The sequence below is a fragment of the Nocardia sp. NPDC004582 genome (assembly GCF_053602115.1).
In genome coordinates this window covers 95,723-118,779 of record NZ_JBSGCY010000002.1, presented here as the reverse complement: position 1 = coordinate 118,779, position 23,057 = coordinate 95,723, and the positions used below count along the sequence as shown (strand labels likewise).

The 23,057-nt window shown below is 69.4% G+C and carries 22 protein-coding genes; 15 read left to right on the top strand and 7 right to left on the bottom strand.

What is annotated here, in order from left to right; all coding sequences use genetic code 11:
- Window positions 1-11: 11 nt before the first annotated feature.
- Window positions 12-593 carry a TetR/AcrR family transcriptional regulator gene (locus ACWELJ_RS01285; protein ID WP_452364176.1) on the top strand — a complete coding sequence of 194 codons (582 nt, stop codon included), beginning with the start codon at window positions 12-14 and terminating at the stop codon, window positions 591-593.
- Window positions 594-609: 16 nt separating this feature from the next.
- Here the strand turns inward: ACWELJ_RS01285 and ACWELJ_RS01280 are convergent, their stop codons facing one another.
- Window positions 610-1,407, bottom strand: coding sequence for an ABC transporter ATP-binding protein (locus ACWELJ_RS01280; RefSeq protein WP_452364175.1), 798 nt, complete (start codon window positions 1,405-1,407; stop codon window positions 610-612).
- Between the two features lie 86 nt (window positions 1,408-1,493).
- Between ACWELJ_RS01280 and ACWELJ_RS01275 the strand changes: the two genes are divergently transcribed.
- The 6 genes from ACWELJ_RS01275 to ACWELJ_RS01250 all read left to right on the top strand — a co-directional run bounded on the left by ACWELJ_RS01275 (window position 1,494) and on the right by ACWELJ_RS01250 (window position 7,953).
- The gene (locus tag ACWELJ_RS01275; protein WP_452364174.1) at window positions 1,494-2,183 is read left to right on the top strand and encodes an HAD family hydrolase; all 690 of its coding nucleotides are present in this window, start codon (window positions 1,494-1,496) and stop codon (window positions 2,181-2,183) included.
- A gap of 192 nt (window positions 2,184-2,375) precedes the next feature.
- Window positions 2,376-2,972: a PadR family transcriptional regulator gene (locus ACWELJ_RS01270; RefSeq protein ID WP_452364204.1), complete on the top strand. Its 597-nt coding sequence runs from the start codon at window positions 2,376-2,378 to the stop codon at window positions 2,970-2,972.
- 93 nt (window positions 2,973-3,065) lie between these two features.
- Window positions 3,066-4,088: a lipase family alpha/beta hydrolase gene (locus ACWELJ_RS01265; protein ID WP_452364173.1), complete on the top strand. Its 1,023-nt coding sequence runs from the start codon at window positions 3,066-3,068 to the stop codon at window positions 4,086-4,088.
- A 64-nt stretch (window positions 4,089-4,152) separates the two neighbouring features.
- A complete protein-coding gene (gene def / locus ACWELJ_RS01260; RefSeq protein WP_452364172.1) occupies window positions 4,153-4,725 on the top strand; it encodes a peptide deformylase in 573 nt (190 codons plus the stop codon).
- Window position 4,726: 1 nt separating this feature from the next.
- Window positions 4,727-5,650: a methionyl-tRNA formyltransferase gene (fmt, locus tag ACWELJ_RS01255; RefSeq protein ID WP_452364171.1), complete on the top strand. Its 924-nt coding sequence runs from the start codon at window positions 4,727-4,729 to the stop codon at window positions 5,648-5,650.
- Window positions 5,651-6,636: 986 nt separating this feature from the next.
- On the top strand, window positions 6,637-7,953 hold the full coding sequence (locus ACWELJ_RS01250; RefSeq protein WP_452364203.1) for an RsmB/NOP family class I SAM-dependent RNA methyltransferase: 1,317 nt from the start codon (window positions 6,637-6,639) through the stop codon (window positions 7,951-7,953).
- Between the two features lie 168 nt (window positions 7,954-8,121).
- Here ACWELJ_RS01250 and ACWELJ_RS01245 read toward each other — a convergent pair whose 3' ends face one another.
- The 3 genes from ACWELJ_RS01245 to ACWELJ_RS01235 all read right to left on the bottom strand — a co-directional run bounded on the left by ACWELJ_RS01245 (window position 8,122) and on the right by ACWELJ_RS01235 (window position 11,585).
- Window positions 8,122-10,179: an NAD(+) synthase gene (locus tag ACWELJ_RS01245; RefSeq protein WP_452364170.1), complete on the bottom strand. Its 2,058-nt coding sequence runs from the start codon at window positions 10,177-10,179 to the stop codon at window positions 8,122-8,124.
- An 87-nt stretch (window positions 10,180-10,266) separates the two neighbouring features.
- Window positions 10,267-11,163 (bottom strand): RNA polymerase sigma factor SigF, encoded by an 897-nt coding sequence (locus tag ACWELJ_RS01240; protein WP_452364169.1) that lies wholly within the window; start codon window positions 11,161-11,163, stop codon window positions 10,267-10,269.
- On the bottom strand, window positions 11,163-11,585 hold the full coding sequence (locus ACWELJ_RS01235) for an anti-sigma factor (RefSeq protein ID WP_452364168.1): 423 nt from the start codon (window positions 11,583-11,585) through the stop codon (window positions 11,163-11,165). Before ACWELJ_RS01235 ends, ACWELJ_RS01240 begins: the two co-directional genes overlap by 1 nt.
- Window positions 11,586-11,711: 126 nt before the next feature.
- Here ACWELJ_RS01235 and rpe point away from each other — a divergent pair, with 126 nt between their 5' ends.
- Window positions 11,712-12,377: a ribulose-phosphate 3-epimerase gene (gene rpe, locus ACWELJ_RS01230; RefSeq protein WP_452364202.1), complete on the top strand. Its 666-nt coding sequence runs from the start codon at window positions 11,712-11,714 to the stop codon at window positions 12,375-12,377.
- 26 nt (window positions 12,378-12,403) lie between these two features.
- On the opposite strand, the gene ACWELJ_RS01225 is transcribed toward rpe, so the two are convergent.
- Window positions 12,404-12,850, bottom strand: coding sequence for a hypothetical protein (locus ACWELJ_RS01225; RefSeq protein WP_452364167.1), 447 nt, complete (start codon window positions 12,848-12,850; stop codon window positions 12,404-12,406).
- Window positions 12,851-13,378: 528 nt separating this feature from the next.
- On the opposite strand from ACWELJ_RS01225, the gene ACWELJ_RS01220 reads away from it, so the two are divergent.
- The 4 genes from ACWELJ_RS01220 to ACWELJ_RS01205 all read left to right on the top strand — a co-directional run bounded on the left by ACWELJ_RS01220 (window position 13,379) and on the right by ACWELJ_RS01205 (window position 16,537).
- Window positions 13,379-14,005, top strand: a complete 627-nt coding sequence (locus ACWELJ_RS01220) for a riboflavin synthase (protein WP_452364166.1) — start codon at window positions 13,379-13,381, stop codon at window positions 14,003-14,005.
- A gap of 180 nt (window positions 14,006-14,185) precedes the next feature.
- A complete protein-coding gene (locus tag ACWELJ_RS01215; protein ID WP_452364165.1) occupies window positions 14,186-15,430 on the top strand; it encodes a bifunctional 3,4-dihydroxy-2-butanone-4-phosphate synthase/GTP cyclohydrolase II in 1,245 nt (414 codons plus the stop codon).
- 22 nt (window positions 15,431-15,452) lie between these two features.
- Window positions 15,453-15,926 carry a 6,7-dimethyl-8-ribityllumazine synthase gene (gene ribH / locus ACWELJ_RS01210; RefSeq protein WP_357083247.1) on the top strand — a complete coding sequence of 158 codons (474 nt, stop codon included), beginning with the start codon at window positions 15,453-15,455 and terminating at the stop codon, window positions 15,924-15,926.
- Between the two features lie 2 nt (window positions 15,927-15,928).
- Window positions 15,929-16,537, top strand: a complete 609-nt coding sequence (locus ACWELJ_RS01205; protein ID WP_452364164.1) for a PH domain-containing protein — start codon at window positions 15,929-15,931, stop codon at window positions 16,535-16,537.
- A 69-nt stretch (window positions 16,538-16,606) separates the two neighbouring features.
- Here ACWELJ_RS01205 and ACWELJ_RS01200 read toward each other — a convergent pair whose 3' ends face one another.
- Complete coding sequence (locus ACWELJ_RS01200; RefSeq protein WP_452364163.1) at window positions 16,607-18,085, bottom strand: MFS transporter; 1,479 nt, start codon at window positions 18,083-18,085, stop codon at window positions 16,607-16,609.
- 113 nt (window positions 18,086-18,198) lie between these two features.
- On the opposite strand from ACWELJ_RS01200, the gene ACWELJ_RS01195 reads away from it, so the two are divergent.
- Window positions 18,199-18,642, top strand: coding sequence for a MarR family winged helix-turn-helix transcriptional regulator (locus tag ACWELJ_RS01195; RefSeq protein ID WP_452364162.1), 444 nt, complete (start codon window positions 18,199-18,201; stop codon window positions 18,640-18,642).
- Window positions 18,643-18,685: 43 nt separating this feature from the next.
- Here the strand turns inward: ACWELJ_RS01195 and ACWELJ_RS01190 are convergent, their stop codons facing one another.
- On the bottom strand, window positions 18,686-20,641 hold the full coding sequence (locus ACWELJ_RS01190; RefSeq protein WP_452364161.1) for a gamma-glutamyltransferase family protein: 1,956 nt from the start codon (window positions 20,639-20,641) through the stop codon (window positions 18,686-18,688).
- 218 nt (window positions 20,642-20,859) lie between these two features.
- On the opposite strand from ACWELJ_RS01190, the gene ACWELJ_RS01185 reads away from it, so the two are divergent.
- Together ACWELJ_RS01185 and ACWELJ_RS01180 are read left to right on the top strand one after the other, a co-directional pair.
- Window positions 20,860-22,329: an amino acid permease gene (locus ACWELJ_RS01185; protein ID WP_452364160.1), complete on the top strand. Its 1,470-nt coding sequence runs from the start codon at window positions 20,860-20,862 to the stop codon at window positions 22,327-22,329.
- A gap of 245 nt (window positions 22,330-22,574) precedes the next feature.
- Window positions 22,575-23,036, top strand: coding sequence for a hypothetical protein (locus ACWELJ_RS01180; RefSeq protein WP_452364159.1), 462 nt, complete (start codon window positions 22,575-22,577; stop codon window positions 23,034-23,036).
- Window positions 23,037-23,057: the final 21 nt, after the last annotated feature.

The window sequence follows — 23,057 nt, the reverse complement described above, 5'->3', positions numbered from 1 at the left end:
TAGTTAGTCGTATGACTGACTCAGTGGTGCGGGCGACCGGGAAGCGCGAGCGGCTCTCGGATGCCGCCGCCAAGGTCTTCCACGAGCAGGGCGTGGAGAAGACGACCATCGCCGATATCGCGCGCGCCGCCGACGTGCCGGTCGGGAATGTGTACTACTACTTCAAGACCAAGGATCAGCTGGTCCAGGCGGCGATCGGCGCGCACGAGCGCACGGCGCGGGACATCATCGCTGCTCTGGACGAGATCGACACCCCCGCACAGCGATTGAAGGCGCTGGTGCGCGGCTGGGTGGAGCAGCGGGAGGTCGCCGCCCGATTCGGTTGTCCCTCGGGTACTCTCGCCACCGAACTGGACAAACGGGCGGACGGCCTCGATCGCGAGCTCGCCGACGTCATGCGCGGGCTGCTGGAGTGGATCGACGCTCAATTCGCGGCGATGGGGCGCGGCGACTCTCGGGAACTCGCCGTCGCGCTGCTGGCCGCCTATCAGGGAATTTCCCTGCTCACGAACACTTTCCGCGATCCGGCGATGATGGCGGCCGAGGGTGCGCGCCTGGAACGGTGGATCGACTCGCTGGTTCCGGCGACCTGAGCCGCCGGCGACCGGATCAGTTCAGTTGCGGCTGAACGGGTCTGACGCTCCAGCGGCCCTCGTCGCGCAGGATGCGGACCGGATGGTCGAAGCAGGTGCTGATGTGGGCGGTGGTGATCACCTCGTCGACCGCACCGGCCGCGACCGTGCGGCCCTCGCGCAGCAGCATGGCGTGCGTGGTGCCGGGCGGGAGTTCCTCCAGATGGTGGGTCACCAGCACCGACGCCAGCTCCGGGTGGGTGCGCTGGAGCAGGTCGACGCGCTCCAGAAGTTGTTCGCGCCCGGCCAGATCCAGCCCGGTGGCCGGTTCGTCGAGCAGGAGCAGGCGCGGACTGGGCATGAGGGCGCGGGCGATCAGGGCGCGGCCGCGCTGGCCCTGGGACAGGATCTGCCAGTCCGCGTCGCGGCGGTGCGACAGGCCGAGCAGGCCGATCAGGCGGTCGGCCTCGGCCAGCTGCTCGGGGGAAGGCTGCCAGCGGGGGATCAGGGCCGCGGTATTGGTCGCGCCGGTCAGCACGACCTCACGCACGGTGAGTGCGCCATTGGGCGTGTGGCGGGGATCGACGTGTCCGATTCCGGCGCGCAGCGCCCGCATATCGACCCGTCCCAGTCGTTGTCCGAGCACCTCCACAGCGCCCTGGGTGGGATGTTCGAACGCGCCGAGCATGCGTAGCAGCGTGGTCTTGCCGGCGCCGTTGGGGCCCAGTAGCGCCCAGTGCTCACCGGCGTGAACGGTGAGCGAAACCCCTTGCAGAATGGGGTTTCCGCTCCGCACCACCGTCACGTCGTCCACGTTCAGTACCGGGTCCGTCATGTTCCGAGCCTAGCAAAGTCCTCAGACAAGTTGAGGAGTAGGCCAGCTTGACGGTTAGCTCTGCGTTTGCTGTGTAGGGTGACGGCATGGCGATCGACGCGGTGCTGTTCGACTTTTCCGGCACGCTCTTCCGATTCGACGACGCGGCGTTCCATGGCGCGCGCCTCACCGACGCCGATGGCCGCCTGCTCGACGCCCATGAGATCGCCGAGATCATGCGCCGCATGACCGCCCCCGTCGGTCAGTTCGTCGAGTTCGACGCCGATGACCAATACGCTTGGGAGAACCGCGATCTCGATCCCGCGCTGCATCGCCGCGCCTACCTCGGGGTGCTCGAGCGGTCCGGTGTCCCTGCCGCGCAGGCCATCCGGCTCTACGAACTCATGCGCGACGCCGGGGAGTGGTCGCCCTATCCGGACACCGGCGAGGTGCTGCGCGCACTGCGCCAAAGCGGTCTGCGGGTGGGAGTGGTCAGCAATATCGCCTTCGACATCCGCCCGGCCTTCGCCGACCGCGGCTGGCATCGATATATCGATGAATTCGCGCTGTCGTACGAGATCGGCGCCATGAAGCCGGATCCTCGCATCTTCGAAGCCGCCCTCGATGCCCTCGGGGTGGCGCCCGATCGGGCCCTCATGGTCGGTGACAGCCTGGCGGCCGACGGTGGCGCCAAGGCGCTGGGCTGTGCGTTCGCCCTGGTCGACCCGCTGCCGGCGGCAGACCGGGCGACCGGGCTGTGGGATGCGGTCCGCGCGCACGGGCTCCTGACCACCTAACCTCCAAACCAGTTGGTTCGTGTTCCGGTTCACCCTTGCTTTGGATAGATTGTCGATATATCGTCGATATCAGCAAATGCAACGACGAGCCTTGAAGGAGGCACGACCATGGAACACATGGACAACATCGAACGGGGCCGCGGCCCCTGGCGGCGACGCGGCGACGAGCAGCAGGGCCCCGAACATCCGCGGATGCGTCGAGGCGGGCCCCGCGGCCCGCGCGGTGAATTCGGCCCGCACCGCCACGGCCACGGCCGTGGCTTCGGCCCGGACTTCGGTCCCGGCTTCGGCCCCGGCCCGCACTTCGGTCGCGGTCGCGGCCGGGGCGGACGCGGACGGCGCGGCGATGTCCGCGCCGCCATCCTGCTCCTGCTGCAGGAACGGCCCATGCACGGCTACGAGCTGATCCAGCAGATTCGCGAACGCAGCGAGGATGTCTGGCGTCCCAGCCCCGGCTCCATCTACCCCGCGCTGGCCCAGCTCGAGGACGAGGGTCTGGTGCTGATCGAGAAGGTGTCGGGCCGGAAGACGGCCAAGCTCACCGACTCCGGACTCGAGTACGTCGAGGCCAACCGCACCGATCTGGGCGACCCCTGGCAGGACGTCAAGGACGGTGTCGGCGATCAGGCCCTGGACCTGCGCGGACTGGTCGGTCAGCTGATGGGCGCGGTGGCCCAGGTGGCCGCCGTCGGCACCAAGGATCAGGCGGCCAAGGCGGCCGAGGTGCTCACCGAGGCCCGCCGCTCGCTGTACCGGATCCTCGCCGAGGACGACACACCCGAAAAGTGACGGCTCCGAATCACCGGAAACCGCCGGGACTTTCGGCTCGAAACCGGTCAAGATCGTGACATGGGACAACAGCGCCCCATGCGATCTTGTGACATGGGACAACAGCGGAACCGGATGCGCGGCTTCTGGCGCCGCGCCGCACCGGTGGGGGTAGTGGCGCTGGCGGCCGCCGTGATCGGCACGGCCGCCACCCCGGCGGGGACCTTCGCGAACGCCGAACCGGCCGCCGCACCGGTCCTGGGGGTGCCCGCCCAGCAGGGGCCGCCGCAGACCGGGCATCTGGCGGCGGCCAAGTATCTGAAACAGCATCCGGACGCCGCGCCCCAGGGCGCCAACGACTTCGGCTGCAGACCGACCGCCGAACACCCGCGGCCGGTGATCCTCGCGCACGGCACCGACTCCTCGGCCTACTCCGACTGGGCGGGCCTGAGCCCGCAGCTGGCGCAGGCCGGGATCTGCGTGTTCGCCCTGAACTACGGCGGCAAGCCGGGCAAGGACAGCTTCGGCACCGAGGACGTGTGGGCCAGCTCCGCGCAGATCGGCGTCTTCGTCGACCAGGTGCTCGCCGCCACCGGGGCCACGCAGGTGGATCTGGTCGGTTTCTCCCAGGGCGCGAGCGTGACTCGCTACTGGATCAACAAACTCGGTGGCGCGCCCAAGGTCGGCCAGTGGATCGGCATGGCCTCGCCCAGCTACGGCGGGATCATGTACGGGCTGGTGCCGATCGCCGACGCGGTGCCGGGCATCTACAAGCTCGTCGAGTTCGGCTCCTCGCTCGCCGCGGTCCAGCAGGCCGCGGGATCGCCGTTCATCACCGACCTCAACGCGGGCGGCGACACGGTGCCGGGTGTGAAATACACGACCATCGGCAGCCGGGTGGATGAGATGATCCAGCCCAACACCAATATCGCGCTGCGCGGTCCGGGCGCGGTCAACATTGTGCTGCAGGATCAGTGCGAGGCCGACCTGACCGGGCATTTCCACCTGGTCTACGACCCGTTCGCGCAACAGCTCGTGGTCAATCTGCTCGATCCCGGACACGCCGTGACACCGGTCTGCGTGCCGGTGCCGTTCGGCACCGGGATCAGCGATGTCGTGTTGGCGGCGCATTCCTGATCAGGAGGGTCGCGGGCGTCCGTAAAATGAGACGACCGTATTCGTTCGCTATCGGGAGCTGCCCGTGACCATCCAGCCTGTCCGCCTGTTCGGCGATCCGATCCTGCGCGCCCGCGCGGCGGAGGTCGAGACGTTCGACCGGGAGGTGCGCCAGCTGGTCACCGACCTCATCGACACCATGTACGAGAGCGGGGGCGTCGGCATGGCGGCCCCGCAGATCGGGGTCGGGCTGCGGGTCTTCGTCTACGACACCGGCGACGCCAAGGGGCATCTGATCAACCCGGTGTTCGAGGTCGTGGGCGAGCAGACCCAGACCGGGCCCGAGGGCTGCCTCTCGATCCCGGGCGTGCGGTTCGACGTGACCCGCCCGATGACCGTGCACGCGCGCGGCGTCGACCAGGACGGCAAGCCGGTGGAGTTCCGGGCCGACGAACTGCTGGCGCGCTGCGTCCAGCACGAGACCGATCACCTCGACGGTGTGCTGTTCCTGCAGCGGCTGGAATCGCCGCTGCGCAAGGAAGCCATGCGCACGATTCGCGAATCGTCTTGGTTCACACAGGGAATCACGATACTGCCGGCGTCCGAGATCGGCGGCGGCCGCCGCGCCTCGGCCGGTGGCCGGGAACGGAGCCGCTGATATGCGTCTGGTCTTCGCGGGAACCCCCGAACCGGCGGTGCCGTCGCTGCGGCGGCTCATCGAATCCGAGCGGCACGAGGTGGTCGGGGTGGTGACCCGGCCGGACGCGGTGGCCGGACGCGGCCGCAAGATCACCCGCTCGCCTATCGGGCAGCTGGCCGACGAGCACGGGATTCCGGTGTTCACGCCGCGCAAGCCGTCCGAGCCCGAATTCATCGCCCAGCTCACCGAACTCGCGCCCGACTGCTGCCCGGTGGTGGCCTATGGCGCGCTGCTGCCCGAAACGGTGCTCGCGATCCCCCGGTTCGGCTGGATCAACCTGCACTTCTCGCTGCTGCCCGCCTGGCGGGGCGCGGCGCCGGTGCAGTCGGCGCTGCTGGCGGGTGACGAATACACCGGCGCGTCCACCTTCCTCATCGAGAAGGGGCTCGACACCGGGCCCGTCTTCGGCACCATGACCGAGAAGGTCGCCCCCGCCGACACCGCGGGCACCCTGCTGGAGCGGCTCGCCGACAGTGGTTCGGTGCTGCTCGAATCCACCCTCGACGCGGTGGAAGACGGCACCGTGCAAGCGGTTCCGCAGCCGTTGGACGGCATCTCCTACGCCCCCAAGGTGGAACCGGAAGCGGGCCGCATCCGCTGGGATCAGCCCGCTCTCGCCATCTCCCGCCGCATCCGCGCGGTCACCCCGGCCCCGGGCGCCTTCACCGAGATCGACGGCAAACGCGTCAAGCTCGGCCCGGTCGAACTGGTGGAGGAAACCCTCCCGGCCCGCACCATCGAGGTCCGCAAGACCGGCGTCTTCATCGGCACCGCCACCACCGCGGTCCGCCTCACCCAGGTCCAGCCCCCGGGCAAGCGCATGATGCCGGCCCTCGACTGGGCCCGCGGCGCCCGCCTCGAGCCGGGCACGGTGACCGAATGACCAACCCCGACAACACCCCTCCCCGCCGCCCCTTCCGCCGCTCCTCGGCGGGAGCGGCCGACGACTCGAACTCGAACCCGACCCGCGGCTCCGACAGCGGCGAGCGCCGCGCCGGCTACGGCCGCGGCGAACGCCCTGCCGGAGACCGCGATTCGGGCTCGAACCGCTCCGCGGGCGGCCTGCGCGGCCGCGACGGCTACAGCTCGCGTGCGGGCGGCGGCCGTGGCGACACCGGAGATCGCGGCCGCACCGACGACCGCCGCGGCGACCGCACTTCGGGATCGCGTTCGGGTGAAGGCCCCCGCGGTCGCTCATTCGGCGACGACGCTCGCGCCAGCGCGGGCGGTGGCGGCCGCAACGGTGGCTGGGACCGGTCGCGTGGCGGACGAGGCAACGACGACGACCGTCGCGGATTCGGCGGGGGCGACCGCGATTCGGGGTCGAAGCGTTCGTTCGGCGGCCCGCGTGGCCGTGACGGCGACGGGCCGGGCATGGGTCGCGGCCGCGACTCGGATTCGCGCGGGCGCTCTTTCGGCGAGGACTCTCGCGGCAGCTCGGGTCGTGGTGAGCGGAACACCGGCTGGGATCGGTCCGGCGGCGGACGGCGCGACGATGCCGGTCGCGGCGGATACCCCGGTGGAGAACGTGGTTCGGGTCGAGGCGAGGGCTCGCATGGGCGTGACGCCGCCGCCCGATCCTTCGGAGATACCGGTGGGGGCCGTGGCCGCTCGGGCGGGTATGAGCGCTCCGGTGGCGCGGAACGTTCCGGCGGCGGACGTCGCGGTGCTGACGACCGTCGTGGATTCGCTGCGCGCGGCCGTGATTCGGGTTCGGAGCAGCCGGGTGGCAAGCGTGACCGGGCCGAGTCCGGCTCGGGTGGTGGTTCCTTCGGCGCCAAGCAAGCCGGTGCCGGCGCGCGTGCGGGTGAACCGGGCGCCGCGGCGGCGCGGCGGGCGGAGAAGGCGGGGGCCGATCCGGTGCGGATCGTGGCGCGGGATGTGCTGCGGGCGGTGCGGGAGCGGGACGCCTACGCGAATCTGGTGCTGCCGGGGTTGTTGCGGGAGCGGAAGATCAGTGGGCGGGATGCGGCGCTGGCGACCGAGTTGGCTTATGGGGCTTCGCGGTCGGTGGGGTTGCTGGACGCGGTGATCGCCGATTGCGCGGGGCGCGGGGTCGAGGAGATCGATGGGCCGTTGCTGGACGCGTTGCGGCTGGGGACCTATCAGTTGCTGCGCACCCGGATCGGGGCGCACGCGGCCGTCGACACCTCGGTGGCGCTGGTGCGGGCCGAGTACGGGCAGGGCCGGGCCGGGTTCGTGAACGCGGTGCTGCGGCGGGTGGCCGAGCGCACGCCCGAGGAGTGGGTGGAGCGGCTCGCGCCGTCGGATCCCTTGGGGCACTTGGCCTTCGAGTACGCGCATCCGGTGTGGATCGCGCAGGCGTTCGCCGACGCGCTGGGCGCGCGAGCGGGCGAACTGAAGGACGTCCTCGAGGCCGACGACGCCCGGCCGGCCGTGCACCTGGTGGCGCGGCCCGGCGATATGACCGCCGAGGAGCTCGCGCTGATCACCGGTGGCGAGGAAGGCCGCTGGTCGCCGTACGCGGTGTATCTCGAGGGCGGCGATCCGGCGAAGCTGGAACCGGTCCGCGAGGGTATGGCCGCGGTGCAGGACGAGGGCAGCCAGTTGGTGGCGCTCGCCGTCACCCGCGCACCCCTCGAGGGTGAGGACGGCGGCCGCTGGCTCGACCTGTGCGCCGGCCCGGGCGGTAAGACCGCGCTGCTGGCCTCGATCGCCGAGATCGACGGCTTCCGCGTCGATGCCGTCGAACCGGCCGAGCACCGCGCCGACCTGGTCCGCAAGGCCACCCGCAACATGCCGGTCGACGTCCACGTCGCGGACGGCCGCGATTCGGGCCTGACCCCGGGCTTCGATCGCATCCTCGTCGACGCCCCGTGCACCGGACTGGGCGCGCTGCGCCGCCGCCCGGAGGCCCGCTGGCGCCGCCAGCCCTCCGACGTCCGCGACCTGGTCACCTTGCAGCGCGAACTCCTGACCGCCGCATGGGATCTCGTCCGTCCGGGCGGCGTGGTGGTCTACTCGACCTGTTCGCCCCACCTACCGGAAACGGTCTCGGTGGTGGCCGACATGGTCCGCCGCACCGGCGCCGAACAACTCGACACCCGCGAGCTGCTCCCCGGCGTCCCGGAACTCGGCGACGGCCCCGGCGCCCAGCTGTGGCCGCACCGCCACGGCACCGACGCCATGTTCCTCGCGGCGTTGCGAAAGCCAGTGGAGGCGTAGCGAATTCGCACGATTCGCCTGCCGGTCGTGCGCTGGGAAGCCGGGGTGTGCCGTGCGCGGATGCCGCTGCCGGGCGTGCGGGGTGGCTGCCCGGCGCATATTGTCGCGGAGCGCGGAGGAGTAGCGGCCCGATGCCCGGCGGCGTCCCGCCTCGCCTCGGCATTCGGGTCAGCGGTCGGGGACGTTGAGTTCGAGGTCGGCGAGCCAGGCGGCGGCCGAGGCGTCGCTGGGGGCGCGCCAGTCGCCGCGGGGGGAGAGTGAGCCGCCGGAGCCGACCTTGGGGGCGTTGGGCAGGGTCGAGCGCTTGAACTGGCTGGTCTGGATGAAGCGGTGCAGGAATTCGGCCAGCCAGTGCTTGATGGCGGGCAGGTCGTAGTGGTGGCGCTGGTCGGCGGGAACGAGATCGGGCCAGTCGCCGCGAGCGGGATCGGACCAGACGTGGTAGGACAGGTACGCGATCCGGCTGGGCAGGTCACCGAAGCGCAGCAGGTGGTAGAGGTGGAAGTCCTGGAGTTCGTAGGGGCCGACGGTGGCCTCGGAGCTTTGGGCGGGCGCGTCGCCGTCGCCGGGAACCAGTTCGGGGGAGATCTCGGTGGCCAGGATCGAGCTCAGGACCCCGTTCGCTTCCGGGCCCAGGCCGCCGGTGTCGATGGTCCAGGCGACCAGGTACTTGATCAGGGTTTTGGGGACCGAGGCGTTCACACTGTAGTGCGCCATGTGGTCGCCGACGCCGAATGTGCACCAGCCCAGGGCCAGTTCGCTCAGGTCGCCGGTGCCGACGACCAGGGCGTTGTGCATGTTCGCCAGCCGGAACAGGTGGGAGGTACGCTCGCCGGCCTGCACGTTCTCGTAGGTGACGTCGTACTGCGGTACCCCCTCGGCGGCGGGATGGCCGAGGTCGCGCAGCATCTGGGTGGCCGAGGGCCGGATGTCGATCTCGTGCGCGGTGGCCCCGACCGCGCGCATCAGCTGCCGCGCGTCGTCGAGGGTGCGATCGCTGGTGGCGAATCCGGGCATGGTGTAGGCCAGGACATTCGCGCGTGGCAGCCCCAGCCGGTCCATCGTCTCGGCCGCCACGATCAGCGCCACCGTGGAGTCCAGTCCGCCGGACACCCCGATCACCACCCGCTGTGACCCGGTGGCCGCCAGCCGCGTGCTCAACCCCTCCACCTGGATCCGGTGCACCTCCGCGCAACGCTCGTTGCGGCGGGCCGGATCGGCGGGGACATAAGGGAAACGCGGAATGTCGCGCCGCAGCGGCACCGTCCCGGCGGGCACGGGCAGTTCCACCTCGACGCGCCGGAACCGTGCCAGCCTTTCCCGGTGATCGTGCACGGTGTCGGCGAAACTGGTGGTGCGCAACCGGTCCGCACTCAGCCGCCGCAGATCGACATCGGCGGTGATCAGCCGCGGATTCGCCGCGAACCGCTCGCCCTCGGCGAGCACATTGCCGTTCTCGCACACCAGTGCTTGCCCGTCCCAGGCCATATCGGTGGTCGACTCGCCGTGTCCAGCAGCGGAATACAGGTAGGCGGCCAGGTAGCGTGCCGAATGCGAGGCGCACAGCTCGCGCCGGTAGTCGGCCTTGCCGATGACGATATTGCTCGCCGACAGGTTCACCAGCACCGTCGCGCCGGCGAGGGCGGCGAAACCGCTGGGCGGCAACGGCACCCAGCCGTCCTCACAGATCTCGAGGTGGAACACGAACTCCGGCAGGTTGATCGCGGTGAACAGCAGATCGGCGCCGAACGGCACCCGCTGACCGGCGATCACGATGTGGTCTTCGAGCGCCTCGCGCGCGGCCGCGAACTGACGCTTCTCGTAGAACTCGCGATAGTTGGGCAGGTAGCTCTTGGGCACGGCCCCCAGTACTCGCCCCCGGTGGATCGCGATGGCGCAGTTGAACAATCGGCCCTGCGCCCGCACCGGGGCGCCCACCACCAGCACCGTGTCGATGCCCGCGGATTCGGCCACGAGACGTTCGAGCGCCGCGCCGACCGCCGCGTCGAGGGCGTCCTGATGGAACAGATCGTCGGCGGTGTAGCTGGACAGCCCCAGTTCGGGGAACACCGTCAGCACCCCGTGCTCGGCCGCGGCGCGGCGCGCCAGAAGCAGCGTCTGTTCGGCGTTGAAACCCGGGTCGGCGACCCGCACCGGCGGCACCGCCACCGCGACCCGCGCGAATCCGTGCCGGTAGAGCGAATCGAACGGCAGCGGTTGCGACAACACCGACCCCTTTGCGTCCCGAGGCGATCATGGCCCGATCGCAATCTACCCAGGCCCCCTCGATACCGCCGACCGGCCACGCCGGGATCATTCCCGGGAAGACTGTTCCCGCAGGCGGGCCAGGGTTTTGGAGAGGATGCGGGAGACGTGCATCTGGGAGATGCCCATCTGCTGGGCGATCTGGGTCTGGGTCATGGATTCGAAGAATCGCATGGTCAGGATGCGGCGTTCGCGTTCCGGGAGGCCGGCGAGCAGCGGGCGGATGGCGACGTACTCCTCGACGCGGTCGAATTGGGATTCTTCCTCGCCGAGGGTGTCGAGCAGGGACGCCTCGGTGTCGCGGCCGACGGAGACGGCGTCGATGCTGCTGGGTTGGTACGCGTTTCCGGCGATGACGGCCTGGGTGACCTCGTCGGCGTCGATGTCGAGCGCGGCGGCGATCTCCTTGGCGGTGGGGGAGCGGCCCAGCTGCTGGGAGAGCGCGTCGATGGCGGAGCCGATACGCAGGTGGGTTTCCTTGACGCGCCGCGGCACCCGCATGGCCCAGGTGTTGTCGCGGAAGTAGCGCCGGACCTCGCCCATGATGGTGGGTACCGCGAAGGACAGGAAGTTGGAGCCGCGGGAGATGTCGAAGCGGTCCACCGCGTGCACCAGGCCGACCCGCGCGACCTGGGTGAGGTCGTCGAAAGGCTCACCGCGGCCGCTGAATTTGCGGGCGATGTGGTCGGCCAGCGGGATGCACCGGTTGATCAGCTGCGAGCGCAGGGCGGCGCGCCGCGCGGATCCCGGTGCGGCGGCGCCGAGTTCCTCGAACAGCAGCGCGACATCGTCATAGCCGGAGACGCTGCGCGCGACCTCCTCCGCCTCCTCGGCGTCGACGGTCTCCTCGGCCGGTTCCTCGGGTTCGGTGGTTTCGGTGTCGGCGGCTGGATCCTCGGGCCGGGCCGCGTCGTCGGGGGATGGGAACACGTCTTCTCCGGTCACTACGCCTTCCCCCGGACCCGCCGGAACTCCACCGCCGTCGGGTATCCGGAGATCGCCGGATCGAAGGGTTCCTGGCTGGCGGTGACCTCGTCGGAGAGGGTCCGCAGCACGTGCCAACCGAAGCTGCGCTGATCGGGTAGACCCTCGGCGGCGGCGGTGCCGCGCACCCGCACGATCAGGTCGGACTCGCCGACGGTGAACAGACACTGCAGCGTGGACCCCGGGGCGGCGATGGCGATCAGGGTGGAGGCGGCCTCGTCGACGGCGAGCCGGATGTCGGCCACCTCGTCGAGGGTGAAATCGCTGAGCAGCACCAGGGTTTCGGCGAGTCCGCGCACGATGGGCAACTGGGATACGGAGGCGGCGACACCGATTTCGACCGGTGTGCCGCGCAACCCTTGTTCCGCCGAAATGTTGATCACCCTGTAGAGGCTACCCATTCCGGTGCGCGGCAATCAGCCATTCCCGTGACGCGGGACGCACTCGGCGGTGCCGATAGACTGCCGCGTGTGTGCACCTCTTCCTCCCCTTTCCAGCGTCCGGCCCCGATGATCGCCCCGTCCATCCTGTCCGCCGACTTCGCGAACCTCGCCGCCGAGCTGCGGGCGATCGAGGGCGCGGACTGGGTGCACGTCGATGTGATGGACAACCACTTCGTACCCAACCTGACGCTGGGCCCGCCGATCGTGGAGAGCCTGCTGAAGGTCACCGACATTCCGATGGACTGCCATCTGATGATCGAGGACCCGCAGCGCTGGGCCCCGTGGTACGCGGAGGCGGGCGCCTACAACGTCACCTTCCACGCCGAGGCCACCGACGACCCGATCGCGGTCGCTCGTGACATTCGCGCGGCGGGCGCCAAGGCCGGTCTCTCGGTGAAGCCGAACACCCCGATCGAGCCCTACCTCGAGATCCTGCGCGATTTCGACACCCTGCTGGTGATGAGCGTCGAACCCGGTTTCGGCGGACAGTCTTTCATCCCGCACGTGCTGGACAAGGCCCGTCAGGTGCGCCGCCTGGTGGACGCCGGTGAGCTGCGCCTGGTGGTGGAGATCGACGGCGGCATCAATATGGACACCATCGAGCAGGCCGCCGAGGCCGGAATCGACTGCTTCGTGGCGGGTTCCGCGGTGTACGGCACCCCGGACCCGGCCGCGACGGTGGAAGCCTTGCGGCAGAAGGTGATCGCCGTCGAGGCGGCGTCGGCCCAGTAGCTCGCGGACGCCGCCGGGATCGGCGCTCAGTGCTCGAGCAGCGCCTCGATCACCGATTCCAGCGGCGGCACCGTGTCGGTGGTCTCCGGCGACCGGATCCAGGTGCGGTAGCCGGTGCGCTCGTCCTCGGCGGAGGGCAGCACCACCTGCGCGCCGGGGCACGCGACGGTGGCGTAGCGGCGGAACAGGGCCGCGGTGACCGCGGTGCTGAGCGTCTCGGGCCGGGCGGGGCCGGTGATGAAGGTCCAGCGCCGGGCCCGGGGGTGGTGCACCACCGGGCCGGCCAGATCGGCCTGGGTGAGCTGCCGGCGGACGTGTTCGCCGAGGTCGGCGGGCATGGTGACGGCGCCGTAACGGCTGCCTATCTCGAGCAGGATGTGCCGTGAGGTCGGATCGATCGATGCCGGCAGGTGAAATTCGCGCCGGTACTGCACGCAGCGAACTTCGAGTGTCGAATCGAGAAGCGTTGTCACGCCGCACCCCTGACTGTGCCGATTATGTTGTGTGTCACCTGGATCCGACCCGCGCGGGGTCCAACCTTCCTTCGGTTCGATTGCTGGCGAAGATCGTCACCCGGCCTGGCCCGGCCGTGGACGCGTTGACCGTTCTGCACTGAACTGCTCGCGGAGAGTTGAACTGTTGGAATCAGCTGCATAACAATCTTGCGACCATTTTCGCTGCCGCGCAAGATTCCGGTGTAAGCGAGTCGCGAATTGGGTACCTCTCGGCGTTGGGCCTGGTCAGGCTATGGAAAATCCCGGTCAATTCCGACCCGGTGATAGGTGATACCAAGCAATTCGGACAATCTGCGGATCGCAAGTTGGCAAATGCCCGATTTCGTCCATCCACCGGTATCCAACGCTCCAGTGAACGAGGCCGCATGTCGCCTACGACTGCGCGTCGTTAGGCTGAGGGGGACGGCCGTCCGCGCGGGAATACCGCGTGCGGGGCGCGCTGTTGGCTCGAGCGGAGAACGCAGTCGCGATCAGGGAGAGGTACGCATGTTCACAGGCATCGTCGAGGAGCTGGGCGAGATCGTCGCCACCGAGCGGCTGGACGATTCGGCGCGGCTGACCATCCGCGGCCCCCTGGTGACCTCCGATGCGGGACACGGTGATTCGATCGCCGTCAACGGCGTCTGCCTCACCGTGGTGGACCGCGAGGTCGTCGGCGACACCTTCACCGTCGACGTGATGGCCGAGACCCTGGACCGTTCCAGCATCGGCGCCCTGGCCGCCGGTTCCCGGGTGAACCTGGAGCGCGCCGCGGCGGTGAACAGCCGCCTGGGCGGCCACATCGTGCAGGGCCACGTGGACGGCACCGGCACCATCGTCTCGCGCGCCCCGCACGAGAACTGGGAGGTCGTGCGAATCTCGTTGCCCGACAGCATCGCCCGCTATGTCGTGGAGAAGGGCTCGATCACCGTCGACGGCATCTCGCTGACCGTCTCGGGCATCGGCCTGGCCGAGGACGCCTTCGCCGACGGCGGCAAGGACTGGTTCGAGGTCTCGCTGATCCCCACCACCCGCGAGCTCACCACCCTGGGCACCGCGCCCGTCGGCACCGTCGTGAATCTCGAAGTCGACATCATCGCCAAGTACGTCGAGCGGCTCGTGCAGCGAGGCTGACGCACAAGGGTCGCGGCCCGTCTCGTTCTGGACTGAGTGGAGCGGGGGAGCGAAGCGGAGGAGCGGAGGGAGGGAAGAACGAGACCTCCAGGGCCGCGACCCCGCGACGCCGGAGGCGGCGCAAATTGGACTCTGCCTTACTGTAATGAGGCACCTAATTCGAGATGGAGCACAACAGACGTGACCAGGTTCGACACCGTAGAGCGCGCAGTCGCCGACATCGCCGCCGGTAAGGCGGTTGTCGTCGTCGACGACGAGGGCCGGGAGAACGAGGGCGACCTCATCTTCGCGGCGGAGAAGGCGACCCCCGAGCTGGTGGCCTTCATGATCCGCTACACCTCCGGTTACATCTGTGTGCCGCTCACCGGGGCGGACTGCGATCGCCTGGGCCTGCCGCCCATGTACGCGGTCAACCAGGACAAGCACGGCACCGCCTACACCGTGTCGGTGGACGCCCGTGAGGGCATCAGCACCGGCATCTCGGCCGCTGACCGCGCCACCACCATGCGGGTGCTGGCCGACCGCGCCGCCAAGTCCGACGACCTGACTCGCCCGGGCCACGTGGTTCCGTTGCGCGCCAAGGACGGTGGCGTGCTGCGCCGCCCCGGCCACACCGAGGCCGCCGTGGACCTGGCCCGCATGGCCGGGCTCAGCCCCGCCGGCGTGATCTGCGAGATCGTCAGCCAGAAGAACGAAGGCGATATGGCGCGCACCGAGGAGCTGCGCATCTTCGCGGACGAGCACGACCTGGCGCTGATCTCCATCGCCGACATGATCGCCTGGCGGCGCCGCAACGAGAAGCACGTCAAGCAGGTCGCCGAGGCCAAGCTACCCACCGAGTTCGGCGAGTTCCGGGCCATCGGCTACGAGAGCGAGTACGACGACGCCGAGCACGTCGCCCTGGTGATGGGCGATATCGGCGACGGCCGCGACGTGCTGGTGCGCGTGCACTCCGAATGCCTGACCGGTGACGCCTTCGGTTCGCTGCGCTGCGACTGCGGCCCGCAGCTCGACGCCGCCATGGAGCTGATCGCCGAGCAGGGCCGCGGCGTGCTGCTCTACATGCGCGGCCATGAGGGCCGCGGCATCGGGCTGCTGCACAAGCTGCAGGCCTACCAGTTGCAGGACGGCGGCGCGGACACCGTCGACGCCAACCTGGACCTGGGCCTGCCCGCCGACGCCCGCGACTACGGCATCGGCGCGCAGATCCTGGTCGATCTGGGCATCACCTCGATGCGGCTGCTCACCAACAACCCGGACAAGCGGGCCGGGATCGAGGGCTACGGTCTGAGCATCAGTGAGCGCGTGGCCATGCCGGTGCGCGCCAACAAGCACAATCTGCGGTACCTGCGCACCAAGCGGGATCGGATGGGCCACGACCTGGTCGGCCTGGAAGACCTGGACCTGGGCGAGACCGCGAACTGACAACCGAGAGGGCGGAACAACGATGAGCGGTACCGGCGTACCGGCGTTCGAGCTCGCCGATGCCAAGGACCTCAAGCTGGGGATCGTGGCCTCGCGCTGGCACACCACCATCTGCGACGCGCTGGTCGCGAACGCGGAGAAGACCGCGCGCGAGGCGGGCGTCGCCGACATCACCGTGGTCCGGGTCGCGGGCGCCATGGAGCTGCCCGTGGTGGCGCAGGCGCTGGCCCGCAGCCATGACGCGGTGGTCGCGCTCGGCGTCGTGATCCGCGGCGGCACACCGCATTTCGAGTACGTGTGCGATTCGGTGACCGCGGGCCTGACCCGGGTGTCGCTGGATGAGGGCACCCCGGTCGCGAACGGCGTGCTCACGGTGAACACCGAGGAGCAGGCGCTCGACCGCGCGGGCCTGCCGGGTTCGGCGGAGAACAAGGGCGAGCAGGCCGCCGCGGCCGCGCTGGACGCCGCGCTCACCCTGCGCGAACTCACCGCCTAGTCATGCCCGTCGTCCGGATCTGGAAGCGCGGCGGCTCCGAAGAGGAACCGCCGCGCGACCCCGCGACGACGGAAGGGCCTGCCGCGCATCCCGCGCAGGCCGGTACCGAGCAGCAGAAGCCGGAGTCCGATCCACCCATGAAGCCCGACACCGCCACCGCCACCGACGCTGAGTGGGACCTCGAAGTCCGCCCGCGCCACGCCATCATCACCGTGCGGATCGTGGCCGCGGTGCTGGCCGCGGTCTTCATCTTCGGCGGCATCGTGCTGCGCCAGGGCTCCACCGGCGTCAACTTCCGAGTCTCCGATCAGATCGGCCTGGCGGCGTTCGGCCTGGTGCTGGCCGCGGGTGTGCTGACGCTGACCCGGCCCCGGGTGCGGGTCGGCAAGCGCGGGGTCATGGTGCGCAATATCGTCGGCGACAGCGAGTTCGGGTGGCAGGACATCCGCGGGATCTCGTTCCCGGACAAGAAGTCCTGGGCGCGGCTGGAACTGGTGCACGACGAGTACGTGCCCATGATGGCCATCCGCTCCAATGACAAGATGCGCGCGGCCGAGGCCATGGACCGGTTCCGCGAACTCGGCGCGAAGTACACCGGCGAGAACGAGTAAGCCATCCGTCGCCGCGCCTGCGTGGCCGCGGCGGACGGATGGCTGTGACGCGCCCGATCCGGTTCGGAATCAGTTGTCCGCGAGGACTTTCGCGGTCTCGGGCCGCTGGGCGGGCACGGATTGCGCCGCGCGCCGCACCGGGATCAGCACCGCGATCAGCGCGGCGACCAGGCACACGACGGCGCCGATCAGGAACACCGTGCGGAAGCCGTGTTCGGTCGGGATGCTGTGGCTGCCCAGCTGCACACTCATCTGCGCCAGCACCGCGCCGACCACCGCGGCCGACACCGACGTGCCGATCGAGCGCATCAGGGTGTTGAAGCTGTTGGCGGCCGCGGTCTCCGACTGCGGCACCGCGCCCATGATGAGCGCGGGCATCGCGCCGTAGGCGAAGGCGACACCGGTGCTGCAGATGATGTTGACGACCACCAGGCCCCCGATGGACCCCATCAGCGGCAGTGCCACACCGTAGCCGGCGGCCATGATCAGCGTGCCGGTGACCAGCGTGATCTTCGGGCCGCGTGCCGCGGACAGCTTCGCGCCGATCGGCGAGATGACCATCATCATGATGCCGCCGGTGGCCATCCACACGCCCATCATGACCATGGACTGGCCCAGGCCGTAGCCGAGCGCCTCGGGCAGCTGCATGAGCTGCGGCAGGCTCAGCTGCAGCGCGTACAGGCCGACGCCGACCGCGATGCTGGCCAGGTTGGTGACCAGGACCTGCGGGCGGGCGGTGATCCGCAGATCGACCAGCGGTTCGGGGGCCCGCAGTTCCCACCAGCCCCACACCAGCAGCAGCACCAGGGCCGCGGCGAACAGCCCGAGGGTCGAGCCGCTGGTCCAGCCCCACGCCGCGCCCTTCGACACCGGCAGCAGCAGGGACACCAGGGCCGCGCCGAGCAGTAGCGCGCCGGGCATGTCGAAGCGGCCCGACGGTCCTTCGGAGGTGCCCTCGGGCACGACCACGACGATGAGCGCGGTGGCGATCGCCACGAGAACCGCTGCGGCCCAGAACATCACCCGCCAGTTGCTGTACTCGGTGACCGCGGACGCGATCGGCAGGCCGAGCGCGCCGCCGATGCCCAGCGACGAGCTGATCAGCGCGATGGCCGCACCGAGGCGCTCGGGCGGCATCACATCGCGCAGCAGGGCGATGGCCAGCGGGATGGTGCCCACGCCCAGGCCCTGCAGCCCGCGTCCGACGATCATCGGGATCAGCGAGGTCGACACCGCGCACACGATCGAGCCGACCATGATCGGAATGGTCGAGGCGATGAGCATGCGGCGCTTGCCGTACATATCGCCGAGCCGTCCCGCGACCGGCGTCGCCACCGCCGCCACCAGCAGGGTGATGGTGACGACCCAGGACGCGTTCGACGCGGACGCGTGCAGGATTCGGGGCAGGTCGCCCAGCAGCGGGACCACCAGGGTCTGCATCAGCGAGGCGACGACGCCGGTGTAGGCCAGCACCGCGAGGGTGCTGCCGGCGCGGGTGGGCTCCGGCGGGGCGCCGGCGGGCCGAGCAGCGGACTCGGGTCTGGTCATGGGGTTCTCCTCATCATCGATCTATGTGCACTATACACATCAAGTGCATGATGCATAATCGATGCTCGGCCCCTGTCACACGTAGGGTGCAGGGGACCGCGGAAAGGACGGAAGTGACCAAGCCCAGCGAATTGCTCGAGTTCGAGACCATGCTGTTCGGCCGGTACAGCCTGATTCCGCGCAAAGGCGACAATGGCCTCGACCGCAGCGCCTACCTGCTGCTCAGCCTGCTGCGCGGGGAGGGGCCGATGTCGATCGGTCAGCTCAGTGACACGCTGGGGCTGGACGCCTCCACCCTCAATCGGCAGACCGCCGCGCTGCTGCGCGCGGACCTGGCCGAACGCATCCCCGACCCCGACGGCGGCATCGCCCGCAAGTTCCGGGTCACTGCCGAAGGCGCCGCCCGGCTCGATGCCGAACGCGCGCAGAGCCTTCGGCATCTCGACGAGATCCTGGCCGACTGGTCCGACGAGGACGTCTCGGCGCTGGCGTCGTTGCTGGCCCGATTCAATGCCGATATCGAGAACTATCGCGGGCGGCACTGGCCCCGCTCATGAGGGTCGACGCGCCGGGCCCGCGGCCGGGCGCGCCGGACGCGGCCTAGCGCGGGCCGCCGAGCACCGCGCCCTCGCGGCGGGGATCCGCGCCGCCGATCCAGCCGTCGCCGTCGCGGACCAGCGCCGAGAGCCCGCTCGATTGCGGCGCCACCGACACCTGATCGCCGGAGGCACGCAGCTTCTGGACCAGCACGTCGTGGTCGCCGTTGTCGGTGGCGTTCACCGCCGGATGCTCACCGCCCACGTTCGTGGTGGGTGTGTTGGCCGCGCCGAAGTCGATCATCGACACCGCCTGCTGTGGATTCAGCCCCCAATCCAGCATGGCGACCAGGGTTTTCACCACGAACTGGATGATCACCGCGCCACCCGGCGACCCGGTGACATGGCTGAGCGCGCCCCGGCCGCCGTCGGGAGCGCGGTCGAACACCAGGGTCGGGGCCATGGAGCTGCGCGGCCGCTTGCCCGCGTCGATGCGGTTGGCGACCGGCGCGCCGTCCTTGTCGAGGGGTTCGGCGGCGAAGTCGGTGAGCTGGTTGTTGAGAATGAAGCCGTCCACGAAATGGAAGGACCCGAACGCGGATTCGACCGTGGTGGTCATCGAGGCCGCGTTGCCGTACTTGTCGACGATCGAGATGTGGCTGGTGCCGTGCTCGGGCTGCTGCGGCCCGTTGCCGACCGGGACCGGCCCGAAGTCGCCCGGTGTGGCGGTGCCCAGGCTCTTGCTCGGGTTGATGAGCGCGGCCCGCTGCTTCAGGTAGTTCGGATTCAGCAGCGTCTGCGGTGAATTGCCCGGCAGCGGAACGAAATCCGAGTCGGCGATGTACTTGTCGCGATCGGCGTAGGCCAGCCGCTCGGCCTCGGCGATCAGGTGCACGGCCTCGGCGGTGGGCTTGCCGCCGTCGCGCGCGGTGGTCCCGTCTCCGGATACGTCGGTCGGTTTCATCGCGGCCAGATCGAAATTCGACAGAATGCCCAGCGCCGCCTCGACGGTGATGCCGCCCGAGGACGGGTTCGGCATGCCGCAGATCTCGTGGGTTCGATACGGGGAGCACACCGCGGTGCGCTTCTTGGCCTGGTACGACGACAGGTCCGCGAGCGCCAGCAGTCCGGGGGTGCGGCCGCCGGAGGCGGTGGCGGTGGTGTCGACGATGTCGGCGGCGATGGCCCCGGTGTAGAAGGCGTTCGCGCCGTCGGCGGCGATGGCCGAGAGCGTCTTGGCGAAGGCCGGATTGACCAGCGTGGTGCCCGCCTGCTTCGGATTGCCGTCGGGCAGCAGGAAATACGCGCGGGCGGCGTCGTCGCGGGCCAGGTCCGCCTGGGACGCCGCGATCTGGGTGGCCATCCGCGGGGAGATCGTGAAGCCGCCGTCGGCGAGGTTCACCGCGGGGGTGAACAGGTCGCGCCAGGGTTGCTTGCCGTGCTCGGTGTGCGCGAGCTCCAGCATGCGCAGCACGCCCGGCACGCCGATGGAGCGGCCGCTGGCGCGCGCGTTGGGTTGCGGCACAGTGTGATCGGCGGGGCCGATGTAACGCAGGTAGTCCTCGGTGGCGGCCTGGGGCGCGGTCTCGCGGCCGTCGTAGGCGTCGACGCTCTTGGTCGCGGCGTCGTAGTACATGAGGAACGCGCCGCCGCCGATGCCGGTGGCCTGGGGCTCCACCAGGTTCAGCACGGTCTGGGCCACGATCAGCGCGTCCGCGGCGGTGCCGCCGTCGCGCAGCACCCGGCAGGCGGCCTCGGTGGCGACCGGATTGGCGGTGGAGACCGCGAATCCGCCGGTGCGCACCGGAGTCATGCCGGTGCGGTAGCCGGTGGCGACCTCCGGGTGCAAGGCCAGATTGGTCGAGCTGGGCCCGGCGGGAACCCCGGAGGTGACCGGAGTTCCGTTGGGGGACACCGTGCACGACGAACTCTCGTTCGTCGAGGACGAACAGGCGGTGAGCATTCCGATCGACAGCAGCAGGGCGGCAGCGCCGCTTCCGGTTCGTCGCAAGCGCCTCATGACCGGACTCTAGCTCCGCGGGCGTGCCGGGGCGGCGGTTTGACCGGTCTGCTCACCTATGAATCATCAGCACTTCCATGGCAATCGCCGATGAATCGGCTTGGACCAGCCGGAAACGGCCGCGCTGACCCCGTCCGGAGCGGCGGCACGGCTCGCAGCAAACGGCAAGGTACTCTCGGACGGCCTCGTTTCACGATAGCGGAGGGTTAACCCGGCGTATGACCGAGATCCGGACAACTGCCACCAGCCTCAATGCCGAGGACAGCGGCTACCACAAAGCCCTGAAACCCCGGCAATTGCAGATGATCGCCATCGGTGGCGCCATCGGCACCGGCCTGTTCCTGGGCGCCGGCGGTCGCCTCGCCAATGCCGGGCCGTCGCTGTTCCTGGTGTACCTGATCTGTGGCGCCTTCGTCTTCTTCATCCTGCGCGCCCTCGGCGAACTGGTGTTGCACCGCCCGTCCTCGGGCTCGTTCGTCTCCTACGCGCGCGAATTCTTCGGTGAGAAGGCCGCATTCGTGGCCGGGTGGATGTACTTCCTGAACTGGTCCATGACCGGCATCGTCGACACCACCGCGGTCGCCACCTACCTGCACTACTGGGGGCCCTTCCAGCCGATCGCGCAATGGCTGCTGGCGCTGGGCGCGCTCGTCATCGTGCTCGGCATCAACCTGGCCTCGGTGAAGTGGTTCGGCGAGATGGAATTCTGGGCCGCCATGATCAAGGTGGTCGCCCTGCTCACCTTCCTGGTGGTCGGCACCGTCTTCTTCGCGGGGCGGTTCGAGGTGGACGGCCAGGCCACCGGCTTCGGCATGATCTCCGCCGCGGGCGGCTGGTTCCCGACCGGCGTGCTGCCGCTGGTCACCGTCACCTCCGGCGTGGTGTTCGCCTACGCCGCCGTGGAAATGGTCGGCATCGCGGCGGGCGAGACCGAGAATCCGGCGAAGATCATGCCGCGCGCGATCAACTCGGTGATCATGCGTATCGCGCTGTTCTATTGCGGCTCGGTGATTCTGCTGGCGCTGCTGCTGCCCTACACCGCGTACAAGGCGGGGGAGAGCCCGTTCGTCACCTTCTTCGGCAAACTCGGCGTCGCGCACATGGGTTCGATCATGAATTTCGTGGTGCTCACCGCCGCCTTGTCGAGTCTGAACGCGGGCCTGTATTCGACCGGCCGAATTCTGCGTTCGATGTCCATGAACGGCAGCGCCCCGAAATTCACCTCGCGCATGTCGAAGGCCGGTGTGCCGTACGGCGGAATTCTGCTCACCAGCGCCATCGCATTGTTCGGTATCTGGCTGAATTACATCGTGCCGTCGCAGGCGTTCGAAATCGTGCTGAATGTCGCCTCGCTGGGCATTCTGGCGTCCTGGGCGACCATCGTGCTGTGCCAGTTGAAGCTGTTCTACCTGGCGAAGCAGGGCCGGGCCGAGCGGCCGGCGTTCCGGATGTTCGGTGCTCCGTATACCGGTATCGCGACGCTGGTGTTCCTGGGGCTGGTGTTGATTCTGATGGCTTTCGACCGTCCGGTCGGTACGTGGACGGTGGCCAGCCTGGTCATCATCGTCCCCGCGCTCGCCATCGGCTGGCGGATCGCCAGCCCGCGGGTCCTGGCCATCGCCAAGCTGCGCGAGGGCTACACCGGGGAATTCCCGGTCGTTCCGCCGATCCCCATGGACGACAAATAGTCTCCGGACCAGGTCTTTTCAACGGCCGCACGCGAAATGGCGTGCGGCCGTTCTGTGTTCGATTTCACTGTGTGTAGCGGACACCTATCGGCTGTGGGCATGGTCATAACTTCGGGAACGAGATTGTCCGGACTCTGAACATTTGGTTAGCGTCTGGTTCGGCGGGTCGCAGGGGGCGCGCCACCAGGGGTTACTCAACGAGGAGTGCTGTGAGTTCGTTATCGGCTGTTGCCGACGAGGTGGAAATGACACCGACAGTCACGGAAAACGGCGTTCCTGCCACATTGTTCGAGCGGGCGATCGACGGCGTGCGGGGGTTGCGCCGCGAGAGCGCGGACGCCGAGGTGCCCGCCCAGGTCCGCGAGACCCAATTCGCCGCGCTCGGCGCGACCGGCCTGGCCGTGCTGCACAGCATGCTCTCCATTCCAGCCGGGTTCGACAGCGTCGCGGGCAGCATCGGCCACTTCTTCGCCGCCTGGGTCACCGGCGCTGTGGCCTTGCTGTTCGGCCTGCGGTCGCGCTGGATCTGGGTGACCGCGCTGGGTCTGGCCAGCCTGCAGGCCTTCCTGGGGGTGTTCACCCTGATGTCGGCCGAAATGCCCACGGGCGTGGGCCCGTTCACCGTGCTCGGCGGCATCATGGTCTCGGGCATCGTGCTGGCGCTGCTGCTGCGCCGCGACTGCTACCGCTGGTTCGCGGTCGACTGACGACAGTCGCCGCCCACCGGA

Bases quoted from the DNA above. Each gene is read 5' to 3' on its own strand.
- ACWELJ_RS01185 (WP_452364160.1), top strand. From the start codon at position 20,860: ATGACCGAGATCCGGACAACTGCCACCAGCCTCAATGCCGAGGACAGC.
- ACWELJ_RS01200 (WP_452364163.1), bottom strand. From the start codon at position 18,085: ATGACCAGACCCGAGTCCGCTGCTCGGCCCGCCGGCGCCCCGCCGGAG.
- ribH (WP_357083247.1), top strand. From the start codon at position 15,453: ATGAGCGGTACCGGCGTACCGGCGTTCGAGCTCGCCGATGCCAAGGAC.
- rpe (WP_452364202.1), top strand. From the start codon at position 11,712: ATGATCGCCCCGTCCATCCTGTCCGCCGACTTCGCGAACCTCGCCGCC.
- ACWELJ_RS01280 (WP_452364175.1), bottom strand. From the start codon at position 1,407: ATGACGGACCCGGTACTGAACGTGGACGACGTGACGGTGGTGCGGAGC.
- ACWELJ_RS01275 (WP_452364174.1), top strand. From the start codon at position 1,494: ATGGCGATCGACGCGGTGCTGTTCGACTTTTCCGGCACGCTCTTCCGA.
- ACWELJ_RS01265 (WP_452364173.1), top strand. From the start codon at position 3,066: ATGGGACAACAGCGGAACCGGATGCGCGGCTTCTGGCGCCGCGCCGCA.
- ACWELJ_RS01190 (WP_452364161.1), bottom strand. From the start codon at position 20,641: ATGAGGCGCTTGCGACGAACCGGAAGCGGCGCTGCCGCCCTGCTGCTG.
- ACWELJ_RS01220 (WP_452364166.1), top strand. From the start codon at position 13,379: ATGTTCACAGGCATCGTCGAGGAGCTGGGCGAGATCGTCGCCACCGAG.
- ACWELJ_RS01285 (WP_452364176.1), top strand. From the start codon at position 12: ATGACTGACTCAGTGGTGCGGGCGACCGGGAAGCGCGAGCGGCTCTCG.
- ACWELJ_RS01205 (WP_452364164.1), top strand. From the start codon at position 15,929: ATGCCCGTCGTCCGGATCTGGAAGCGCGGCGGCTCCGAAGAGGAACCG.
- fmt (WP_452364171.1), top strand. From the start codon at position 4,727: ATGCGTCTGGTCTTCGCGGGAACCCCCGAACCGGCGGTGCCGTCGCTG.
- ACWELJ_RS01180 (WP_452364159.1), top strand. From the start codon at position 22,575: ATGACACCGACAGTCACGGAAAACGGCGTTCCTGCCACATTGTTCGAG.
- ACWELJ_RS01270 (WP_452364204.1), top strand. From the start codon at position 2,376: ATGCGTCGAGGCGGGCCCCGCGGCCCGCGCGGTGAATTCGGCCCGCAC.